Source organism: Actinosynnema sp. CS-041913, from assembly GCF_050942485.1.
Lineage (GTDB): Bacteria > Actinomycetota > Actinomycetes > Mycobacteriales > Pseudonocardiaceae > Actinosynnema.
Genome location: NZ_CP192037.1, coordinates 680,620 through 698,024 on the forward strand (window position 1 = coordinate 680,620; position 17,405 = coordinate 698,024).

General features: G+C 71.1%; 20 protein-coding genes and 1 tRNA gene. 13 read left to right on the forward strand and 8 right to left on the reverse strand.

What is annotated here, in order from left to right; genetic code table 11:
• Positions 1–212: 212 nt before the first annotated feature.
• The 3 genes from ACQPZF_RS03350 to ACQPZF_RS03360 all read left to right on the forward strand — a co-directional run bounded on the left by ACQPZF_RS03350 (position 213) and on the right by ACQPZF_RS03360 (position 3,688).
• A complete protein-coding gene (locus ACQPZF_RS03350) occupies positions 213–1,013 on the forward strand; it encodes a DeoR/GlpR family DNA-binding transcription regulator (protein ID WP_433268101.1) in 801 nt (266 codons plus the stop codon).
• A complete protein-coding gene (gene galT, locus ACQPZF_RS03355; protein ID WP_433268103.1) occupies positions 1,010–2,095 on the forward strand; it encodes a galactose-1-phosphate uridylyltransferase in 1,086 nt (361 codons plus the stop codon). Before ACQPZF_RS03350 ends, galT begins: the two co-directional genes overlap by 4 nt.
• Before the next feature lie 567 nt (positions 2,096–2,662).
• Complete coding sequence (locus ACQPZF_RS03360; protein WP_433268104.1) at positions 2,663–3,688, forward strand: S1C family serine protease; 1,026 nt, start codon at positions 2,663–2,665, stop codon at positions 3,686–3,688.
• 195 nt (positions 3,689–3,883) lie between these two features.
• Here the strand turns inward: ACQPZF_RS03360 and ACQPZF_RS03365 are convergent, their stop codons facing one another.
• From ACQPZF_RS03365 to ACQPZF_RS03375, 3 genes are read right to left on the reverse strand one after another with little or no spacing between them, the layout of a single operon-like run.
• On the reverse strand, positions 3,884–4,486 hold the full coding sequence (locus tag ACQPZF_RS03365; protein WP_433268106.1) for an SAM-dependent methyltransferase: 603 nt from the start codon (positions 4,484–4,486) through the stop codon (positions 3,884–3,886).
• Complete coding sequence (locus ACQPZF_RS03370; protein WP_433268108.1) at positions 4,483–5,136, reverse strand: TIGR04282 family arsenosugar biosynthesis glycosyltransferase; 654 nt, start codon at positions 5,134–5,136, stop codon at positions 4,483–4,485. Before ACQPZF_RS03370 ends, ACQPZF_RS03365 begins: the two co-directional genes overlap by 4 nt.
• Complete coding sequence (locus tag ACQPZF_RS03375) at positions 5,133–5,837, reverse strand: glycosyltransferase family 2 protein (protein ID WP_433268110.1); 705 nt, start codon at positions 5,835–5,837, stop codon at positions 5,133–5,135. The genes ACQPZF_RS03370 and ACQPZF_RS03375 overlap by 4 nt, the downstream gene beginning before the upstream one ends.
• A 136-nt stretch (positions 5,838–5,973) precedes the next feature.
• Here ACQPZF_RS03375 and ACQPZF_RS03380 point away from each other — a divergent pair, with 136 nt between their 5' ends.
• Genes ACQPZF_RS03380 through ACQPZF_RS03390 form a run of 3 tightly spaced genes read left to right on the forward strand, consistent with a single transcriptional unit; the run spans position 5,974 to position 8,901 of the window.
• Positions 5,974–7,185 carry a hypothetical protein gene (locus ACQPZF_RS03380; protein WP_433268112.1) on the forward strand — a complete coding sequence of 404 codons (1,212 nt, stop codon included), beginning with the start codon at positions 5,974–5,976 and terminating at the stop codon, positions 7,183–7,185.
• Between the two features lie 4 nt (positions 7,186–7,189).
• Positions 7,190–7,882, forward strand: a complete 693-nt coding sequence (locus ACQPZF_RS03385) for a response regulator transcription factor (RefSeq protein WP_433268113.1) — start codon at positions 7,190–7,192, stop codon at positions 7,880–7,882.
• On the forward strand, positions 7,882–8,901 hold the full coding sequence (locus tag ACQPZF_RS03390) for a sensor histidine kinase (protein WP_433268115.1): 1,020 nt from the start codon (positions 7,882–7,884) through the stop codon (positions 8,899–8,901). The genes ACQPZF_RS03385 and ACQPZF_RS03390 overlap by 1 nt, the downstream gene beginning before the upstream one ends.
• On the opposite strand, the gene ACQPZF_RS03395 is transcribed toward ACQPZF_RS03390, so the two are convergent.
• Positions 8,870–9,976: an NAD-dependent epimerase/dehydratase family protein gene (locus ACQPZF_RS03395; RefSeq protein ID WP_433268118.1), complete on the reverse strand. Its 1,107-nt coding sequence runs from the start codon at positions 9,974–9,976 to the stop codon at positions 8,870–8,872. The two genes, ACQPZF_RS03390 and ACQPZF_RS03395, sit on opposite strands and share 32 nt — an antisense overlap.
• A gap of 95 nt (positions 9,977–10,071) precedes the next feature.
• Here ACQPZF_RS03395 and ACQPZF_RS03400 point away from each other — a divergent pair, with 95 nt between their 5' ends.
• Together ACQPZF_RS03400 and ACQPZF_RS03405 are read left to right on the forward strand one after the other, a co-directional pair.
• Positions 10,072–10,572 (forward strand): MogA/MoaB family molybdenum cofactor biosynthesis protein, encoded by a 501-nt coding sequence (locus tag ACQPZF_RS03400; RefSeq protein ID WP_015098113.1) that lies wholly within the window; start codon positions 10,072–10,074, stop codon positions 10,570–10,572.
• Positions 10,569–10,754, forward strand: a complete 186-nt coding sequence (locus ACQPZF_RS03405) for a hypothetical protein (protein ID WP_433268121.1) — start codon at positions 10,569–10,571, stop codon at positions 10,752–10,754. The genes ACQPZF_RS03400 and ACQPZF_RS03405 overlap by 4 nt, the downstream gene beginning before the upstream one ends.
• Positions 10,755–10,943: 189 nt before the next feature.
• Here ACQPZF_RS03405 and mscL read toward each other — a convergent pair whose 3' ends face one another.
• The 4 genes from mscL to ACQPZF_RS03425 all read right to left on the reverse strand — a co-directional run bounded on the left by mscL (position 10,944) and on the right by ACQPZF_RS03425 (position 13,388).
• Positions 10,944–11,345 carry a large-conductance mechanosensitive channel protein MscL gene (mscL, locus tag ACQPZF_RS03410; RefSeq protein ID WP_433268123.1) on the reverse strand — a complete coding sequence of 134 codons (402 nt, stop codon included), beginning with the start codon at positions 11,343–11,345 and terminating at the stop codon, positions 10,944–10,946.
• A 474-nt stretch (positions 11,346–11,819) separates the two neighbouring features.
• On the reverse strand, positions 11,820–12,338 hold the full coding sequence (locus ACQPZF_RS03415) for an SAF domain-containing protein (protein WP_433268125.1): 519 nt from the start codon (positions 12,336–12,338) through the stop codon (positions 11,820–11,822).
• An 87-nt stretch (positions 12,339–12,425) separates the two neighbouring features.
• The gene (locus ACQPZF_RS03420; RefSeq protein WP_433268127.1) at positions 12,426–12,719 is read right to left on the reverse strand and encodes an FmdB family zinc ribbon protein; all 294 of its coding nucleotides are present in this window, start codon (positions 12,717–12,719) and stop codon (positions 12,426–12,428) included.
• Positions 12,720–12,821: 102 nt separating this feature from the next.
• Positions 12,822–13,388, reverse strand: coding sequence for a 5-formyltetrahydrofolate cyclo-ligase (locus ACQPZF_RS03425; protein WP_433268129.1), 567 nt, complete (start codon positions 13,386–13,388; stop codon positions 12,822–12,824).
• 38 nt (positions 13,389–13,426) lie between these two features.
• Here ACQPZF_RS03425 and ACQPZF_RS03430 point away from each other — a divergent pair, with 38 nt between their 5' ends.
• The 5 genes from ACQPZF_RS03430 to ACQPZF_RS03450 all read left to right on the forward strand — a co-directional run bounded on the left by ACQPZF_RS03430 (position 13,427) and on the right by ACQPZF_RS03450 (position 17,227).
• Positions 13,427–14,308, forward strand: coding sequence for a UTP--glucose-1-phosphate uridylyltransferase (locus ACQPZF_RS03430; protein ID WP_433268131.1), 882 nt, complete (start codon positions 13,427–13,429; stop codon positions 14,306–14,308).
• A 14-nt stretch (positions 14,309–14,322) separates the two neighbouring features.
• Positions 14,323–15,546, forward strand: a complete 1,224-nt coding sequence (gene glp / locus ACQPZF_RS03435) for a molybdotransferase-like divisome protein Glp (RefSeq protein ID WP_433268133.1) — start codon at positions 14,323–14,325, stop codon at positions 15,544–15,546.
• Positions 15,547–15,579: 33 nt separating this feature from the next.
• Positions 15,580–16,242, forward strand: coding sequence for a GNAT family N-acetyltransferase (locus ACQPZF_RS03440; RefSeq protein ID WP_433268135.1), 663 nt, complete (start codon positions 15,580–15,582; stop codon positions 16,240–16,242).
• A 158-nt stretch (positions 16,243–16,400) separates the two neighbouring features.
• On the forward strand, positions 16,401–17,072 hold the full coding sequence (gene sepX, locus ACQPZF_RS03445; RefSeq protein WP_433268137.1) for a divisome protein SepX/GlpR: 672 nt from the start codon (positions 16,401–16,403) through the stop codon (positions 17,070–17,072).
• Positions 17,073–17,151: 79 nt separating this feature from the next.
• Positions 17,152–17,227, forward strand: a tRNA-Ala gene (locus tag ACQPZF_RS03450).
• Positions 17,228–17,405 lie beyond the last annotated feature (178 nt).

Here is a 17,405-nt window from a genome sequence, read left to right on the forward strand (position 1 = left end):
ACACCGGCCCGAACGCGGATGGCACAATTTGCAACAAAATTCAACATGACGGGGCCTGTGGCACTGGTATTACCCAGGTCACGTTACCCGATCTGATCGTTTTTGTTCGACTGTGTTGCCGTTGTCCGGGATGTCGGTCACGCTGGCGACACGACCGGATGGCCTACCGTCGCCCGCCCACCTCAGGGCGTGCGAGAGGGAAGAGGTGTGACGTGCTGGCGCGGCAACGGCAAGCGGTGATCCTGGAAGAGGTCCGGCGCACCGGCGCGGTGCGGGTCGGCGACCTGGTGGTGCGGCTGGCCGTCTCCGACATGACCGTGCGCCGCGACCTGGACGTGCTCGCGGCCCGCGGGCTGGTGGAGAAGGTGTACGGCGGGGCCACGTCCGTGGTCGGCCGCAGCACCGACGAGCCGGGGTTCGAGGCGAAGTCGGTGCGCCAGCTCCCGGAGAAGGAGGCCATCGCCGCGCAGGCCGCCGGGCTGGTCCGGCGGGGCACCGCGATCGGGCTGTCCGCCGGCACCACGACGTGGACGCTGGCCCGGTTCCTGGACGACATCCCGGACCTCACCGTGGTCACCAACTCGATCCGGGTCGCGGACGTGTTGCAGCAGAGCGGGCGCACCGACCGGACCGTGGTCCTCACCGGCGGGGTGCGCACGCCGTCGGACGCGCTGGTCGGGCCGGTGGCCGTGCAGGCGCTGCGGTCCCTGCATTTGGATGTGGTGTTCCTGGGCGTGCACGGCATGGCCGAGCGGTCCGGCTTCACCACGCCCAACCTCAACGAGAGCGAGACCGACCGGGCGCTGGTCGACGCGGCGGGCCGGGTGGTCGTGGTCGCCGACCACACCAAGTGGGGCACGGTCGGCATCTCGACCATCGCGGGTCTTGACGAGGCGGACGTGCTGGTCACCGACGAGGGCCTGTCCGAGCAGGCGCGGGCCGTGCTCGCCGACCAGGTCGGGGAGCTGGTCCTGGCGCGGGTGCCGGGACGGGGAGAGGAAGAGTCCGCGTGAAGCGCACGGCGGGGAAGCTGGCCGACGGTCGGGAGATCATCTACTTCGACGACACGCCCGACGCGCCGCCGCGGTCCGCAGTGGACACCAGGGACCTGCCGCGGTCGCAACCCCTGTCGGAGGTGCGCCGCGATCCGCTGACCGGCGAGTGGGTGGCGATGGCCGCGCACCGCCAGACCCGCACCTACAAGCCGCCGGCCGACCTGTGTCCGCTGTGCCCGTCGACGCCGGGCAAGCCGACCGAGATCCCCGAGTCGGACTACGACGTGGTGGTGTTCGAGAACCGCTTCCCGTCGTTCGCGGAAGGCGTGCCGGACCTTCCGTCCACTGTGGACGGCATGCCGATGGTGGCGCGTGCCGCCGGGCGCGGGCGGTGCGAGGTGGTGTGCTTCACCTCGGACCACCGGACGTCGTTCGGGTCGCTCGCGCCCTCGCGGGTGCGGACCGTGGTCGACGCGTGGGCGGACCGCACGACCGCGTTGAGCGCGCTGCCGGGGGTCGAACAGGTCTTCCCGTTCGAGAACCGCGGTGAGGAGATCGGCGTCACCCTGCACCACCCGCACGGCCAGATCTACGGGTACCCGTTCGTGACGCCGAAAACCGAGCGGATGCTGGCGGTCGCCGCGCAGTACGCCGCCGAGCACGGCCGGCCGGTGCTGGGCGACGTGCTGGCCGCCGAGAAGGCCGTCGGCACCAGGGTCGTGGGCGTCTCCGAGCACTGGACGGCGTTCGTGCCCGCCGCCGCCCGCTGGCCGGTCGAGGTGCACGTCGTGCCGCACCGCCAGGTGCCCGACCTGCCCGCGCTGACCGACGCCGAACGCGACGACTTCGCGCGCTTCTACCTGGAAGTGCTGCACCGGCTCGACGGGCTCTACCAGCGCCCGCTGCCCTACATCGCGGCGTGGCACCAGGCGCCCGTGCGCGTCGGGCGTGACCTGGCGTGGCTGCACCTGGAGGTGTTCTCCGTGCTGCGTGCCGCCGACAAGCTGAAGTACCTCGCCGGCTCCGAGTCCGGGATGGGTGTCTGGATCAACGACACGACGCCTGAGCAGATCGCGGAGCGGCTGCGCGCCGCCGGATGAGGCCGCCGCGGACTCACAACTGATGCCCAGGTCCGTTTAAGGCTCCTCTCAGGCGCACACCCCAGAGTGGTGGACATGACCGAGAACGAGCCGCAGCCGCCCCAGCAGCCGCAGTCGAGCCCGTGGGCTTCCGGCGGCGCCGTTCCCGAGAACTCCGGCTTCCAGCAGCAGGGTGCTGGTCAGTCGGTCACCGGTGGCCACGGAGCTGTGCAGGGCAGCTCCGCGCCGCCGGCAGCCGGTGCGCACGGCGCTTCGCAGGGGAGCGCCGCGTCATCGGAGCCCGGTGCGCAGGGCGTTTCGCAGGGAGACGCCGTGCCGCCGGCGATCGGTGTGCCGGGTGCTTCGCAGGGGAGCCCCGTGACATCGGGAACCGGCCCGTCGGACGCCTGGCGTCCCACGGCGCCGGAGACCGGCTGGCGGAGTGCCCAGCCGGACCTTCCCGGCGGACCAAGCGCTCAGCAGGGGGCGCTTGGTCAGCCGGGGCCTTACTACGCACCGCCCGGACCTGCCGTCGTCGCACCGCGGAATCGGGGCCGCGGGAAGGTCGTCGCGGGAGTCGCCGCGCTCGTGCTCGCCGTCGGGGGCGTCGCGGGCGGGGTCGGCGGCTACCTCGGCTACGAGGCCGCCGACAGGTCCGGGCCGGTCACCAACGCGCTGAACGCCCCGCCGCCCGCGCAGCAGACCGGCAACGCGCCGCAGGGCTCCATCGAGCAGGTCGCGCAGAAGGTGCTGCCGACGGTGGTCCAGGTGCAGGTCAGCGGTGGCGCCGGGTCCGGCATCGTGCTCAGCTCGGACGGGCTCGTGCTGACCAACAACCACGTGGTCGAGTCGGCCGCGAACGGCGGCGCGATCAAGGTCCTGTTCCAGGACGGCCGGTCGGCGGAGGCGAAGATCGTCGGCCGCGACCCGTCGTCCGACCTGGCGGTGGTCAAGGCGTCCGGCGTGTCCGGCCTGGCGACCGCCGACCTCGGCACCTCCTCCGACCTGCGGATCGGTCAGCCGGTGGTGGCCGTCGGCTCGCCGTTCGACCTGAACGGCACGGTGACCTCGGGCATCGTCAGCTCGCTCAACCGCCCGGTGCGGGCGGGCGGCGAGGACGGCAGCCAGGCGACCGTGCTCAACGCCATCCAGACCGACGCGGCGATCAACCCCGGCAACTCCGGCGGGCCGCTGGTCGACATGCAGGGCCGGGTCGTCGGCGTCAACTCGGCCATCTACAGCCCCAACCGCACCCAGTCGTCGCAGGGCGGCTCGGTGGGCATCGGGTTCGCGATCCCGATGGACCAGGCGCGGCGCACCGCCACGGAACTGAGCGAGACCGGCAAGGCGACCCAGACCGTGCTCGGCGTCCAGGTGACGGACGGCACGAACGGCGGCGCACAGGTCCGCGAGGTGACCGCGGGCGGCGCGGCGGAGCAGGCCGGCCTCAAGGCCGGTGACGTGATCACCAAGTTCGGCGACCGGAAGATCGACAGCTCGGACGCCCTGGTGGCGGCGGTCCGGTCCCGTGCCCCGGGCGAGAAGGTGCAACTCACCGTGGACGACCGCGCGGTCGAGGTGACGCTGGGCAGCCAGCCCGTCGAGCTGAAGTAGCCGCATCCCCCGGGCTCCGGCTTTCCCTCCGGGATTCCGGCTGCCCTGGACCCGCGGCTCCCTGGAACTCCGGCTCACCGTGCCCCGAGCCGGGGCTGAGGCCGCATTCCGGCAGGCATCCCCTCACCTGTCGGAATGCGGCCTCTTTTTGCGCAAGACGAGTTTTCCGGTGACGACCCCGGTGGTGGAGATTCCTCACGACCGGGTCAGCTCCGCGAACCAGCGGCCGTCCCGTTCGGCGAGCCGGACGATGCCCAGCCCGGCCTCGCGGGCGGTGGCGGCGAGGGACGGGGCGTCGAGCCGGGCCCACGGGAACCACGGCCCGTCGCCGATCCGGGCCCGCGCGCGCCACCGCCCACAACCGGGCGGTTCGACCTCCACCAGCACGGTTCCCCCGCGGTGCGCCAGGGTGCGGGCGCGGCGGAGCAGTGCCACCGGATCGCCGCCGATGCCGATGTTGCCGTCCGCGAGCAGGACGTGCGCCCAGCGGCCCACGCCGGGCAGTCGGCCGAACACGTCCCGCCGGATCGCCGGCCCGCCGCGGGCGCGGGTGAGGGCCACGGCGAGCGGCGAGTTGTCCACGCCCAGGGCTACGACCCCGCGCCCGACCAGGCCCGCGACCAACCGTCCCGGCCCGCAGCCCACATCGATGGTCGGCCCGGCGCACGCGTCCAGCAGCACGTGGTCGGCCCGGTCCGCGTCGCCGTGCCAGCGGTCGATCGGCAGGGCCAGCCGTCGGCCGTCCGCCAGTTCGAGCACGCACTCCCCGCCGCCGAGTCCCACGTCGAACGCCGTCATCGCCGCACGCCCAGCGCCCGTGCGAACCTGGTGTCCGGCGCTTGGCCGGCCACCTCGCGCGCGGTCGCCATGTCGTCCACATCGGACAACCGCGCCAAGATGCCGATGCGCCCGGCTTTCTTGCGCAGAGCGAGGATCGTGCGCACGCCGGTGTCGGGTCGCGACATCGGGACCTCGCGCAGGGAACCGGCGACCGAGGCTTCGCGGACGCCGAGAGCCCACCAGCCGCCGTCGGTCGCGAAACCGAGCACGGCGTCGTGTCCGGTGAGGCATTCGACGGACGCGCCGAGCAGGTCCGGGGTGACCTGAGGGGTGTCCATGCCGATCTGGAACACCGGCAGGCCGTGCCTCTGGAACGTGTCGTCGTGCGCGTTGGCCAACCGATCCGCGAACGTGGAACCCCGTTGTGGCACAACGGTCACGTGCCGTAGAACGGCCTGTAGTCCAGCCGAGCGGCACGCCGCCGACAGGTCTCCGGTGAACGCCACCACGGGCTTGGTGTCCGGGGTGTCCAGCACGGCGTCCAGCGTGTCGAGCAGCGCGGCGGCGGCCAGGTCGGCGGCCTCTTCGGGGGTCGCGGGCGGCGTGAGGCGGGTCTTGGCCAGGCCGGGCACGGGGGCTTTCGCGACGACCAGCAAGCTCGCGATCACCGCAGCACCGCCGCCATGTCCCGCACCGCGCGCACCGTTCCGCGCACGGAGCCGGAGACCTTCGACTTCGTGCCTGCCGCCCGTGGGCCGTAGACCACGTCCCGTTCCACCACCCGCCAGCCGGCCGCACGTGCCCGCAGCAGCAGCTCCAGCGGGTAGCCGAACGCCCGGTCCGTGATGCCGAGGTCGAGCATCGGCCGGCGGCGGAACACGCGCACGGGCGCGATGTCCCGCACCGGCAATCCCTTGTGCCGCAGGAAAGCCGCCAGCACGGCGTTGCCCGCGCGGGCGTGCCACGGCCAACTCCCCGGGCGTGGCACGCGCCGCCCGGCGACCAGGTCGGCTCCCGTGAGCAGGTCGGCCCCGGCGACCCGGTCGGCCCCGGTGAGCAGGTCGGCTCCCGTGAGCAGGTCGACCAGGGCGGGCAGTTCGCCGGGGTCCAGCGACCCGTCCGCGTCGAGCACGCAGACCACCTCGGACCGCGCCCGCTCGACCCCGGTGTGCACGGCCGCGCCGTACCCGGGACGGGGTTCGAGCACCACCTCCGCGCCGAGCCGGCGGGCGACGTCCGGAGAGCCGTCCCGCGATCCGTTGTCCACCACCAGAGGCCGGAAGCCGGCGGGCATCGCGCTCAGCACACCCGGCAGCGCCGCCGCCTCGTCCAGGCAGGGGAGCACCACGTCGATTTCGTCCACGGACATCAGGGTGATCCGTGTCGGACGGTACGGAACCGTTGTGGCGCTTACCGAACTATGACGTGTTGGCGAGTTCTTACGGGCCTCTGACGGATCGTCGTGCGGGGCCTCCGGTGGTGTCGGACACCCTTACCGTGGGGCGGTGCTCCGTGTCCTGGCCGCCGTCGCTCTGGTCGTCCTGGCCGCCGTCGTCGGCTCCTCCCTGGACTACGAGCGCACGCACGCCGGCGCGCCACCGTTGTTCGCCGAATGGCTGCCGCACATCGGGATCGGCACGCCGTTCGCGGTGATCGTCGCCGTGTTGGTGGTCGCGCAAGGCCCAGCGCTCGCCGCCCGGCTGCCCTGGCGGAAGGCGCTGTCGCTGACCTACGCGGCAGCGGTCGCGTGGATCTTCTCGCTCTCGCTGGTCGCCGGCTGGACGCGGGGCTTCGCCGGTCGGTTGACCACTGTCCACGAGTACTTGCACGAGGTGCCGGGCGTGACCGATGTCGGGGTCATGCTGCGGGGTTTCTCGGCACGCATCCTCGACTTCCAGCCCGACTCGTGGACCACGCACGTCTCCGGCCATCCGCCGGGGGCGCTGCTGGCGTTCGTCGGGCTGGACCGGATCGGGCTGTCCGGTGGCGCCTGGGCGGCGGTGGTCGTGGTGCTGGTGGGCGCGTCGACGGCGGTCGCGGTGCCGGTGACCGTGCGGGCGGTGGCCGGTGAGGAACGGGCGCGGGCGGTGCTGCCGTTCGTGGCGCTGTTCCCCGGCGCGGTGTGGATCGGGGTGTCGGCGGACGGGCTGTTCGCGGGCGTGACGGCCTGCGGGATCGCGCTGCTGGCCACGCGGCGGGCGTTCCTGGGCGGGGTGGTGCTCGGGATCGGGGTGTTCCTGTCGTACGGGCTGGTGCTCGTCGGGGTGCTCGCGCTGGTGGTGCTGTGGCGGGACCGGCGGGCGGTCGGGCTCGCCGTGCTGGGCGCGTCGGCCGTGGTGGCGGCGTTCGCGGTGGCCGGGTTCTGGTGGCTGGACGGGTACCACCTGGTCGTGGAGCGGTACTACCAGGGGATCGCGTCGTCGCGGTCCTACTGGTACTGGGTGTGGGCGAACCTCGCGGCGGCGGTGTTGGCCTGTGGCTTCGCGCCGATCGCCGCCCGGTGGCGCGGTCCGGGGCTCCGGTTGGCGGGCGCGGCGGCGGTCGCGATCCTGCTGGCGGACGTGTCGGGGCTGAGCAAGGCCGAAGTCGAGCGGATCTGGCTACCGTTCACCGGGTGGCTCGTGGTGCTCGTGCCGGCGGCGCACCGCAGGGCCTGGCTGGCGGCGCAAGCCGGGACCGCGCTCGCGGTCGACCACCTCCTGCTGACGAACTGGTGAGCTGATGAACGAGACCGGGCGGGTGCTCGTCGTGGATGACGACGTGACGGTGCGCGACGTGGTGCGCCGGTACCTGGAGCTGGCCGGGCACGAGGTGGAGCTGGTCGGCGACGGCGAGCACGCGTTGCGGCGGATCGCCGAGCGGGAGCCCGACCTGGTGGTGCTGGACCTGATGCTGCCCGGCATCGACGGGCTGGAGGTGTGCCGGCGGCTGCGGGCGCGCAGCGCGGTGCCGGTGGTCATGCTGACCGCGCTGGGTGAGGAGGAGGACCGCATCGCGGGGCTCCAACTGGGCGCGGACGACTACGTGACCAAGCCGTTCAGCCCGCGTGAGCTGGCGTTGCGGGTGACGTCCGTGCTGCGGCGGGCGCGGGTGCCCGTCGACCGGGCCGGGGCGGTGCTGGTGGACGGGAACCTGCGGGTGGACGTCGGCGCGCGGGCGGTGTGGCTCGACGGCCGTGAGCTGCCGTTGACGACGCGGGAGTTCGACCTGCTGGTGTTCTTCCTCGCGCACCGGGGCAGGGCGTTCAGCCGTGCCGAGCTGCTGTCCCGGGTGTGGGGCTGGGAGTTCGGCGACCAGTCGACGGTGACCGTCCACGTGCGACGGTTGCGGGAGAAGGTCGAGGTCGACTCGGCGCGGCCGGTGCGGATCGTGACCGTCTGGGGTGTCGGCTACCGGTACGACGGGGGTTCGTGATGCTGGTCGAGATCTCCCACATCTTCCCGTACGCGGTGCTGTTCTCGCTGCCGCTCGCGGTGCTGGGCGCGCTGGTGATGCGGCGGCTGGTCGGCGGTTCGCTGGCCACCGCGCTGACCGTGCTGGCGATCGTGCCGGTGGTGGCGACCATCGGCGGGGTGCTGGCGGTCAGCGGGTTCATGTTCAGCTCGATCCTCATCACGACGCTCCTGGTGTGCCTGCTGGTGGCGGTGGTGACCGTGCCGACGGCGGTGTTCCTCGGTCGGTCGATCGCGCGGCGCAGCGTGTGGGAGCGGGAGGCGCGGGCGCGGGAACGCGCCGCCGAGGCGTCCCGGCGCGAGCTGGTCGCGTGGATCAGCCACGACCTGCGCACGCCGTTGGCCGGGATCCGGGCCATGGCCGAGGCGTTGGCGGACGGGGTGGTGGCGCGGCCGGCGGAGGTCGCGGACTACGCGGGACGGATCTCGGGCGAGGCGTCGAAGCTGTCCGAGATGGTGGACGACCTGTTCGAACTGTCCCGGATCACGGCCGGCGCGCTGCGGCTCACGCTGTCCGAGGTGCCGTTGGCGGACGTGGTGAGCGAGGTCGTCGCGGCGGAGAGCGCGGTGGCGTCGCGGAAGGGCGTGGTGCTGCGGGCGGACGCCGTGGTCTGGCCGGTGGTGCTCGGGTCGGACCCCGAACTGGCCCGGGTCGTGCGCAACCTGCTGTCCAACGCGATCCGCCACACGCCGCCGGACGGGACCGTGGCGGTGCAGGTGGGTGTGGATGGTTCGCAGGCGTTGCTGCGGGTCGACGACGGGTGCGGCGGGATTCCCGAGGCTGACCTGCCGAGGGTGTTCGAGGTGGCGTTCCGGGGGACGCCGAGCAGGCAGCCGGTCGGTGGCGGGCTGGGGTTGGCCATCGCGCGTGGTCTGGTGGAGGCACACCGGGGGACGATCGACGCCTGGAACCACGGACACGGGTGCCGGTTCGAGGTGCGGCTGCCGCTCAGCACGGCGGGTCCGTTGCGCACTGCCTGACCTGCGCTCCGGCGGGCTGGTCGGGGTGCGGTGCAGGGATGGGCTGCCCGGCCTTCGCGGTTCGGCGGAGGGGGTCGGTGGCGAACTGCTCGACGCCGTCGGCGAAGGACGTCCGGGCTTCGAAGCCCAGGACTTCTCGCGCCTTGGCCGGATCCGCGACGACGTGCCGGACGTCCGCCGGGCGTGCGCCGCCGACAACCCTCGGCTCGGGCCCGCCGTACGCGTGGGCCAGATGGGTCGCCAGGTCCGCGACGGTGTGCGGTTCGCCCGAGCAGATGTTCAGCGGGGTCAGCGTTCCCGGTTCGCCCGGGGTTTCCAGTGCCAGGACGTTCGCCCTGGCCACGTCGCTGACGTGCACGAAGTCCCGGCGCTGCCGGCCGTCCTCCAGGACGGTCGGGGCTTCTCCGCGCTCCAGCGCGGAGCGGAAGAGGGACGCCACGCCCGCGTACGGCGTGTCCTTCGGCATCCGCGCGCCGTAGACGTTGTGGTACCTGAGCGCCCAGACGTGGCCGTTCGTCTGACGTGCCCACGCCGCCGCGTAGTGCTCCTGTGCGAGCTTGCTGGCCGCGTACGTGCTCCGGGGGTCGAGCGGGGCGTCCTCGGGGACCAGGCGCGGTTCCAGCGGTGCGTTGCAGCGTGGGCACGGGGGTTCGTACCGGCCTTCGTCGATGGCTTGTCGAGTGCGTGCCGACGGGCGGACGATGCCGTGTTCGGCGCAGCGGTAGCGACCCTCGCCGTAGACGACCATCGAGGACGCCATCACCAGGTGTTTGACGTTCGCCTCGTGCATCGCGGCGAGCAGCACGGCGGTGCCGTAGTCGTTGTGGTGCGCGTAGAGGGGTGCGTCGGACGGGTCGAGTCCGTGGCCGACCACCGCCGCCTGGTGGCAGACCGCGTCGACGTTCTCAAGCAGACGGACGACTGTCGGGAGATCCGTCACGTCGGCGGCGTCTTGCGGTCGTTCGCGGTGGGCCTGCGGGAGGTAGGCGTCCAGGACGACCACTTCGTGGCCCGTCAGCCGGTCGGCGATGTGAGATCCGATGAACCCGGCTCCGCCGGTGAGGAGAACTCGCACGTCACCGACGTTAGGGGTGGTGGCATCGCCTGGCCGGCGACGACACCGTGACGTCACGGAACCGTCAGATCCGCCGATTGGCTACGGTGACCCGCATGGAACGAAGCGCTCAGCGCCTGGGACGCGCCCTCGTCGTGATCGTGGACGACCGGGTGGCGCACGGTGAGCACGACGACAGCACAGGACCGCTGGTCACCGAGTTGCTGGAGGAAGCCGGATTCATCGTCGACGGCACCGTCGCGGTGGAGGGTGAGGTCGTGGGCATCCGCGCCGCACTCAACACCGCCGTCATCGGTGGCGTCGACCTCGTGGTCACCGTCGGCGGTACCGGCGTGTCGCCACGCGACGTCACACCGGACGCCACGCAGGGCGTCCTGGACCGTCCGATCGCGGGCATCGCCGAGGCACTTCGCGCCTCGGGCTTGGCCGCGGGAGCGGTCGACGCGGGCATCTCGCGCGGCCTCGTCGGCGTGTCGGGCAGCACGCTGGTGGTGAACCTGGCCGGCTCGCGGTCGGCGGTGCGGGACGGCATGGCCACGCTGTCGGCACTGGTGCCGTACGTGATCGAACAACTGTCCGGGCTCGACGAGGCATGAGCGAGCCCGTTGACGACGCCGCTGCCGCCGCTGTGGAGGAGGCGGCGCGGCGTCGTCGGCTGGCTGAGGTGTTCGGGGAGGTGTTGCCGGATGAGGTGGATGAGCCGGTGGCTCCGGGGCGGGACGAGCGGGGTCGCGACGACCAGTGGTACCTGGAGAACCGTCCACCTCACCACGAGTGACCGGCTTGCCGTAGCGGGAGGTATCGGGAGGTAGCGGCGGGAGGTAGCGGCGGGAGGTAGCGGCGGGAGGTAGCGGAAGTGGCCGGCTGGCCGATACCGGCGAGACCGGTGTCCTCCTGCCCTGACTGAGTGGGGGGCTGTGCTGCCGGGCTGTGCTGCCGGCGCTGTCCTGGTCAGCCGGTTCGGTGGTCAGGCCCTGGTGTCGTTTTGGCGTTGGGCTAGTAGGTCGCGGATCTCCTTCAGCAGTTCGACGTCGGTTGGTTCCGATGGGCCGGGTTCTTGGCCCTTCTCGCGGCGTTCCTTGATCTTGTTCATGGGCATCACGAAGATGAAGTAGACGACTGCCGCGACAATCAGGAAGTTGATCACTGCGGTGATGATCGCGCCGAAGTCCATGATGGTCTTGTCGTTGTCGCCCAGCTTGACTGCCAGGCCTTCTACGTTGTTGCCGCCGAACAGGGCCACTAGTGGGTTGATCAGGTTGTTGGTGAACGCGGTGACGATTGAGCTGAACGCCGCGCCGATGACTACGGCTACTGCCAGGTCGACCACGTTGCCGCGCATGAGGAAGTCTTTGAAGCCCTTGATCACTGCTGGCTCCTCCATATGGGGGGACATTGGGGGCTAGCGGAGGGTAACGGCTCGGGTGGCTTCTTGTGACGCGGCGGGGGTGTGTGTCTCCTTGTCTTGTGGATTCCCCGTTCTTGTGGGCGGGGGATGGGCTGCTTGGTCTGTCGGCTTGTGTGGTCGGTCTGGTTTGAAGCGCGGTCGTTGCTTGGTGGGCTGGGGTGTGCTGTCGCTTCGGCTTGTGGTCGGAAGCTTCAAGCGTCGCTCGCCGCTGGGCAGGCCTCCGGGGGAAGGGCAAGGCGTCGTGTTCTCCCCGTATGGCCTGGTCAAAGACCACCACCCTTGTCCAGGGAGCGCAAGCGAAGAGCGTGCTTGCACTCCCTGGACAAGCGCGGTAGCCCTGCGGGCAGGCCATACGGGGAGAACACGAGGCCCCTCTTGTGTGCTCGCGCAGGGCTGTGGCTGGGGCTGGGTGGTGCGGCCTGTGTGTGGGTGTTGTCAGCGCAGGGTTATGGCTAGTGGGTGGGATAGGGACTCCGAGGCGACTCTGGTGGCGGCTTTGTGGTGCATTGTCAGGATTGCCAGCTTGTCGGCTTGGAGTGTCACTACTGACGCGTTCTCCGCTAGCACCCGTGACTCCGGGCCTATGACGTCCACCCTGCTGCCCGGTCTCAGCAGGGCCGGCATGGCCGGGTTTGTCATCGGGGTTGCCAGGGGGACTGCCACCGTTGCCGTTTCGGGGTCGGCTTCGGTCAGGCGGGCGTTGGTGAGGGGTTCTCCGGATCTTGCCGCGGAGGTCAGTGTGCGGCCGGTTGCTTCGGTGTGGGTTACCGTGCCGGCTGGGGATAACTCGGGTGGGACCTTGATCGTTTTGAGGTCTTCCGCGGTGAGTGGCACGCCTGGTGCGAGGTCGTGGGCCGCTACCACCAGTTCTGCCTCTGGTTGGCTTGGCCAGGCTGCTACCAGCACTGCTAGCAGGGTCAACGTTGCTGCCAGGATCTTGCGCGTCAGGTTCATGGGGTTGACGTTAGGGATCTTGGCGGGGGGTGGAAAGCACGAACCCCCGAGTTGTGGATAACTCGGGGGCCTGTGGATAACTTGGGATCAGGAAGCTGCTGCCGCCGGGGTCGAGGAGGTGTCGCTCTTCTTCGGAGAAGTCGTCGTCTCGCTCTTCGTCTCGGTCTTCGTCTCGCCCTTGGTCGAGGACGGCGTCGTGGCCGCTGCGCGGTTGTCGGTGCGGTAGAAGCCGCTGCCCTTGAACACCACGCCTACGGCTCCGTAGAGCTTGCGCAGTTTGCCCTCGCACTCCGGGCACTTGGTCAGCGCCGAGTCGGAGAAGGACTGCACCGCTTCGAACCGGTGGTCGCACTCGGTGCAGGCGTACTGGTAAGTCGGCACGGTTCGCCCCTCCACGGGTCCTGGTTGGCACTCCTCCGTCACGAGTGCCAACCACGATGATGCGCCGGCCGGCATACGTGGCGCAAACATCACTGGTCAACGTCACATGGGCAGGTGGATCACGCCTGCCTTGGGCGTCAGGACGGCGTTCATCCGGACATCGTGGGGTTCGGCCGGAAGGTGTGGGACGAACTCCTCGTCTCGCACCAGGGCCACCAATGGGCAACTCGCCAATGGCAGTGAACGGTCGTAGTGGCCTCCGCCCTTGCCCAGTCGTACGCCCTGATGGTCCACGGCCAGGGCTGGGACCAGCGCCAAGGCCGCCGTCGTGATCGCGGAAGGGCCTAACGGGGTGCCGGCGGGCTCGCGCAGGCCGTAGAGGCCGGGGCGCAGGTCGCCGTCGTATTCGGCCCAGTCCAGTGGCGCCGCGCCGACCACGATCGGGAGCAGGACTCGGTAGCCGGCTGAGCGCAGCGTGTCCAACATTGCCGGCGAGCCCGGCTCGGGGCCGATCGCCAGGTAGGCGCACACCGTTTGACCTGGTGTGATGTCGAACGCAGCAACCGCCTTCAGCACCTCGGACGACAACGGCGCGGGAGTGGCGGTACGCCGGGCGGCTCTGAGGTGTGTGCGCAGGGTCGTCTTCCGATTACCTTCATCGGACGTCATGGCAGGTAACCCTAAGCGCGCCGTTACGCTCGCTCCTCATGAGCGCCTTCCAGACAGCAATCGTGCCCGCGGCGGGATTGGGCACGCGCTTTCTCCCGACCACCAAAGCGGTGCCCAAGGAGCTGCTGCCGGTCGTCGACACCCCTGGTATCGAGTTGGTCGCGGCTGAGGCCGCGGAGGCCGGTGCTACCCGGCTGGTGATCGTCACCTCGCCCGGCAAGGATGCCGTGGCCGAGTACTTCCGGCCGCAGCCCGAGCTGGAGCAGACGCTGGAGGCGCGGGGCAAGACCGAGTTGGTCGCGAAGGTCCGGCGGGCGTCCGAGCTGCTGGAAGTCGAGACCGCGATCCAGGACAAGGCCCTTGGTCTCGGGCATGCGGTCGGCTGTGCCGAGGGCAATCTGAGCGGCGACGACGAGGCCGTGGCCGTGCTGCTGCCGGACGACCTGGTGCTGCCGACGGGCGTGCTCACGCGCATGGCCGCCGTGCGGGAGCGGTTCGGGGGCAGCGTGCTGTGCGCGTTCGACATTCCCAAGGACCAGATTTCCGCCTACGGCGTGTTCGACGTGCGGGAAACCGATGACGACGACGTCAAGCAGGTCGTCGGCATGGTCGAGAAGCCCAAGCCCGAGGACGCGCCGTCGACCTTCGCGGCGGCCGGCCGGTACCTCCTCGACCGGGCGATCTTCGACGCCCTCAAGCGCATCACGCCGGGCGCGGGGGGTGAGCTTCAGCTCACCGACGCCATCGCGCTGCTGATCAACGAGGGTCACCCGGTGCACGTCGTCGTCCATCGCGGTGGGCGACACGACCTGGGCAATCCGGCGGGTTTTCTCAAAGCTGCGGTTGACTTCGCACTTGAGCACCCGGACTACGGGTCCGAGCTGGGGGAGTGGTTGCGGGAACGCCTCGGCAACTCCTGAACGAGGGTCGACACATGAGGTCAGTGGATGAGCAGCTCGCCAGGGTGATCGCCGCCGCCGTGCGGCCCGCCCCGGTGCGCGTGGCGATCTCCGAGTCGCAGGGTCTGCTCTGCGCCGAGGAGGTCGTCGCGGAACGCGCGTTGCCCGGTTTCGACCAGGCGGCGGTGGACGGCTACGCGGTGCGCAGCGTGGACGTGCAGGCCGCGAGCGACGAACCGGTGCAGCTCCCGGTGGTCGGCGAGATCCCCGCGGGGTCGCGTCAGCCAAGACGGCTGCAGCCCGGCCAGGCCGTCCGGGTCGCGACCGGCGCGCCGCTGCCCACCCTGGCCGACGCCGTGGTGCCGCTCGGGTACACCGACGGGCACGCGGCGAAGGTGACCGTGCAGCGTCCCGTGCCGTCCGCCGCGTACGTCCGCCGGACCGGCGAGGACGTCCAGACCGGTGACGTCGCGGTGCGCCGTGGCGCGACCATCGGCGCTGCCCAGGTGGGGCTGCTCGCCGCTGTCGGGCGCAACAAGGTGCTCGTCCACCCCCGGCCGCGGGTGTCGGTGATCTCGATCGGCGAGGAGCTGGTCGACGTCGACCGCACGCCCGGCCAGGGCCAGGTCTACGACGTCAACTCCTACGCGCTGGCCGCCGCCGCGCGGGACGCGGGCGCCGAGGTCAGCCGGGTCGGCATCCAGTCCGCCGACCCGCGCCGGATGCGCGAGGTGGTCGAAGGGCGGCTGCTGCTGTCCGAGATCGTGGTCATCGCGGGCGGGGTCGGCGGGGTGATCGGCGACGAGGTGCGGGCCGCGCTGGCCGACCTCGGCGACGTGGACTCCACACGGGTCGCCATGCACCCCGGCTCGGTGCAGGGCTTCGGCCGGCTCGGGCCGGACGCGGTGCCGACGTTCCTGCTGCCCGCGAACCCGATGAGCGCGCTGGTCGTCTTCGAGGTGCTGGTCCGCCCGCTGATCCGGGCCGCGCTGGGCAAGCGCAACCCCTACCGGCGGGCGGTGAGCGCTCGGCTGCTGTCGCCGCTGACCTCCACCAAGGGGCGGCGCGGCTACCTGCGCGGCCAACTGCTGCGCGACGCGGACAACGGGGAGTACCTGGTGCAGCCGTTGGGTACCTCCGGTTCGCACCTGCTGGCGTCGTTGGCCGAGGCGAACTGCCTGATCATGGTCGACGAAGACGTCACGGACGTGGCGGTGGGCGAGGAAGTGACGGTCAGCTTCCTGGCCCAGAAAAGCTGAGAGCACCAGTGCACCGGACGGCAGAGGGGACGGATGAGCTCGGGTCTGGCGTGGGAGGGCGGTAGACATCCCGGCTGGCCCGTGCGGCTCGGTCCGCTGCGGGTGGACGCCGGCGTCGTCGCGCTGCGTCCGCCGAAGTTGCTCGACGCCTCCGCCTGGTCCCGTATCCGGTTGCGCGACCGGGCCCACCTGGAGAACTGGGAGCCCACCGCGGTCGACGGCTGGCCCGAGCGCAACGCGACCATGTCGTGGCCGGCGCAGTGGTCGTCGCTGAAGTCGCTGGCCAGGCGCGGGCAGACGCTGCCGTTCGTGATCACCGTGGACGGCGACCTGGCCGGGCAGATCACCGTGGGCAACATCGTGCGCGGCTCGCTGCGGTCCGCCTGGGTCGGCTACTGGGTCGCCGCCGACCGGGCCCGGGGCGGCGTCGCCACCGCGGCCCTCGCGCTGGTCGCGGACCACTGCTTCGGCGAGGCGGGGCTGCACCGGCTGGAGGCGACCGTGCGGCCGGAGAACACGGCCAGCCTGCGGGTGCTGGCCAAGGCCGGGTTCCGCGAGGAAGGTCTGTTCCTGCGCTACCTCGACGTGGCCGGGGACTGGCGCGACCACCTGTGCTTCGCGATGACCGCCGAGGAGGCCTCGCCGGAAGGGCTGGTACGCCGATTGGTCTCTCAGGGACACGCCCGAACAGCCTGATCAACGAGCCGAGTGGCTTATTCGTATCACCCGAAAGTGGGTGATAGACCACACTTTGGTACGTATGCCGGTCGGCGAGTCTCCGACACTGGTGTGACTGTTGTGACTAGCGTGGCGTACGCAGTTCGCGTGCCACGGGGCAGGGGGAGGTGACGGGGATGCCGAGCTCGCTGATCGTCGTGGGACTGGTGGTGGCCTGGTTGGTCGTCCTCGTCCCGATGGTCGCGCGCAAGCGCGCCGATGCGCGGACCAGCATGGAGGAGGAGTACGACGCCATGCCTGATGCCGAGTTCGACGAGGACGAGGACTTCGCGGACGAGGTCGGGGACTTCGAGGAGGAGATCGCCCACCGGCCCTACCGGCCCGGTAGAGGCGGCTACGACCCGGAGACCGCAGCCATCGTCGCGCAGGCGAAGTACGCGTTCCGCCGTCGCGTCGTCGGCACGCTGCTGCTGACCGCGCTGGCCACCGGCGTCGTCGCGGGCGTGCTGTACCCGCTCGCGTGGTGGGGCCACGCGGCCGTCGACCTGACCCTCGTCGGCTACCTCGTCTACCTGCGCCGCCAGGTGCGGATGGAAGAGGAGATCCGCGCCCGCAGGCTGGCCCGGCTCTCCCCGGTCCGCCGCCGCCCGGCCCGTCCCGTGGTGGACCGGCACGACGCCGAGGACGAGCTGCCCGAGGAGGAGGAGACCGGCCTCGCGCCGCAGCCGCGCTTCCAGCACCACGTCCGGCCCGGCACCGTCGTGGTGGACGCGGACGACGAAGACCCGATGTTCGTGGAGCTGGACGGGCCGGAGGCTCTGCCGTACCGACGTGCCGTGGGCGAGTAGCCGGGGGGTGGCGAAACCACCCTCCGGCTACTGATATGCTTCCTCCCGCACGACAACGGCACGACGGACAACTGAACACGGGGCTGTAGCGCAGTTGGTAGCGCGACTCGTTCGCATCGAGTAGGTCAGGGGTTCGATTCCCCTCAGCTCCACCAAAGACCAAGGTGTACGAACACCCTCAGGGGCGGGAACCGGTAAGCCGGTCTCCGCCCTTTCGGTGTGTGCGGCTTCGGTGGGGTTGGGCACTCGGAAGACGGGCACGATCCGGCCCGGTCCGGTGATCTTGATCTTGACGACGAAGTTCTCCACGATGGCTTTGCGTTGGTTGTGGTT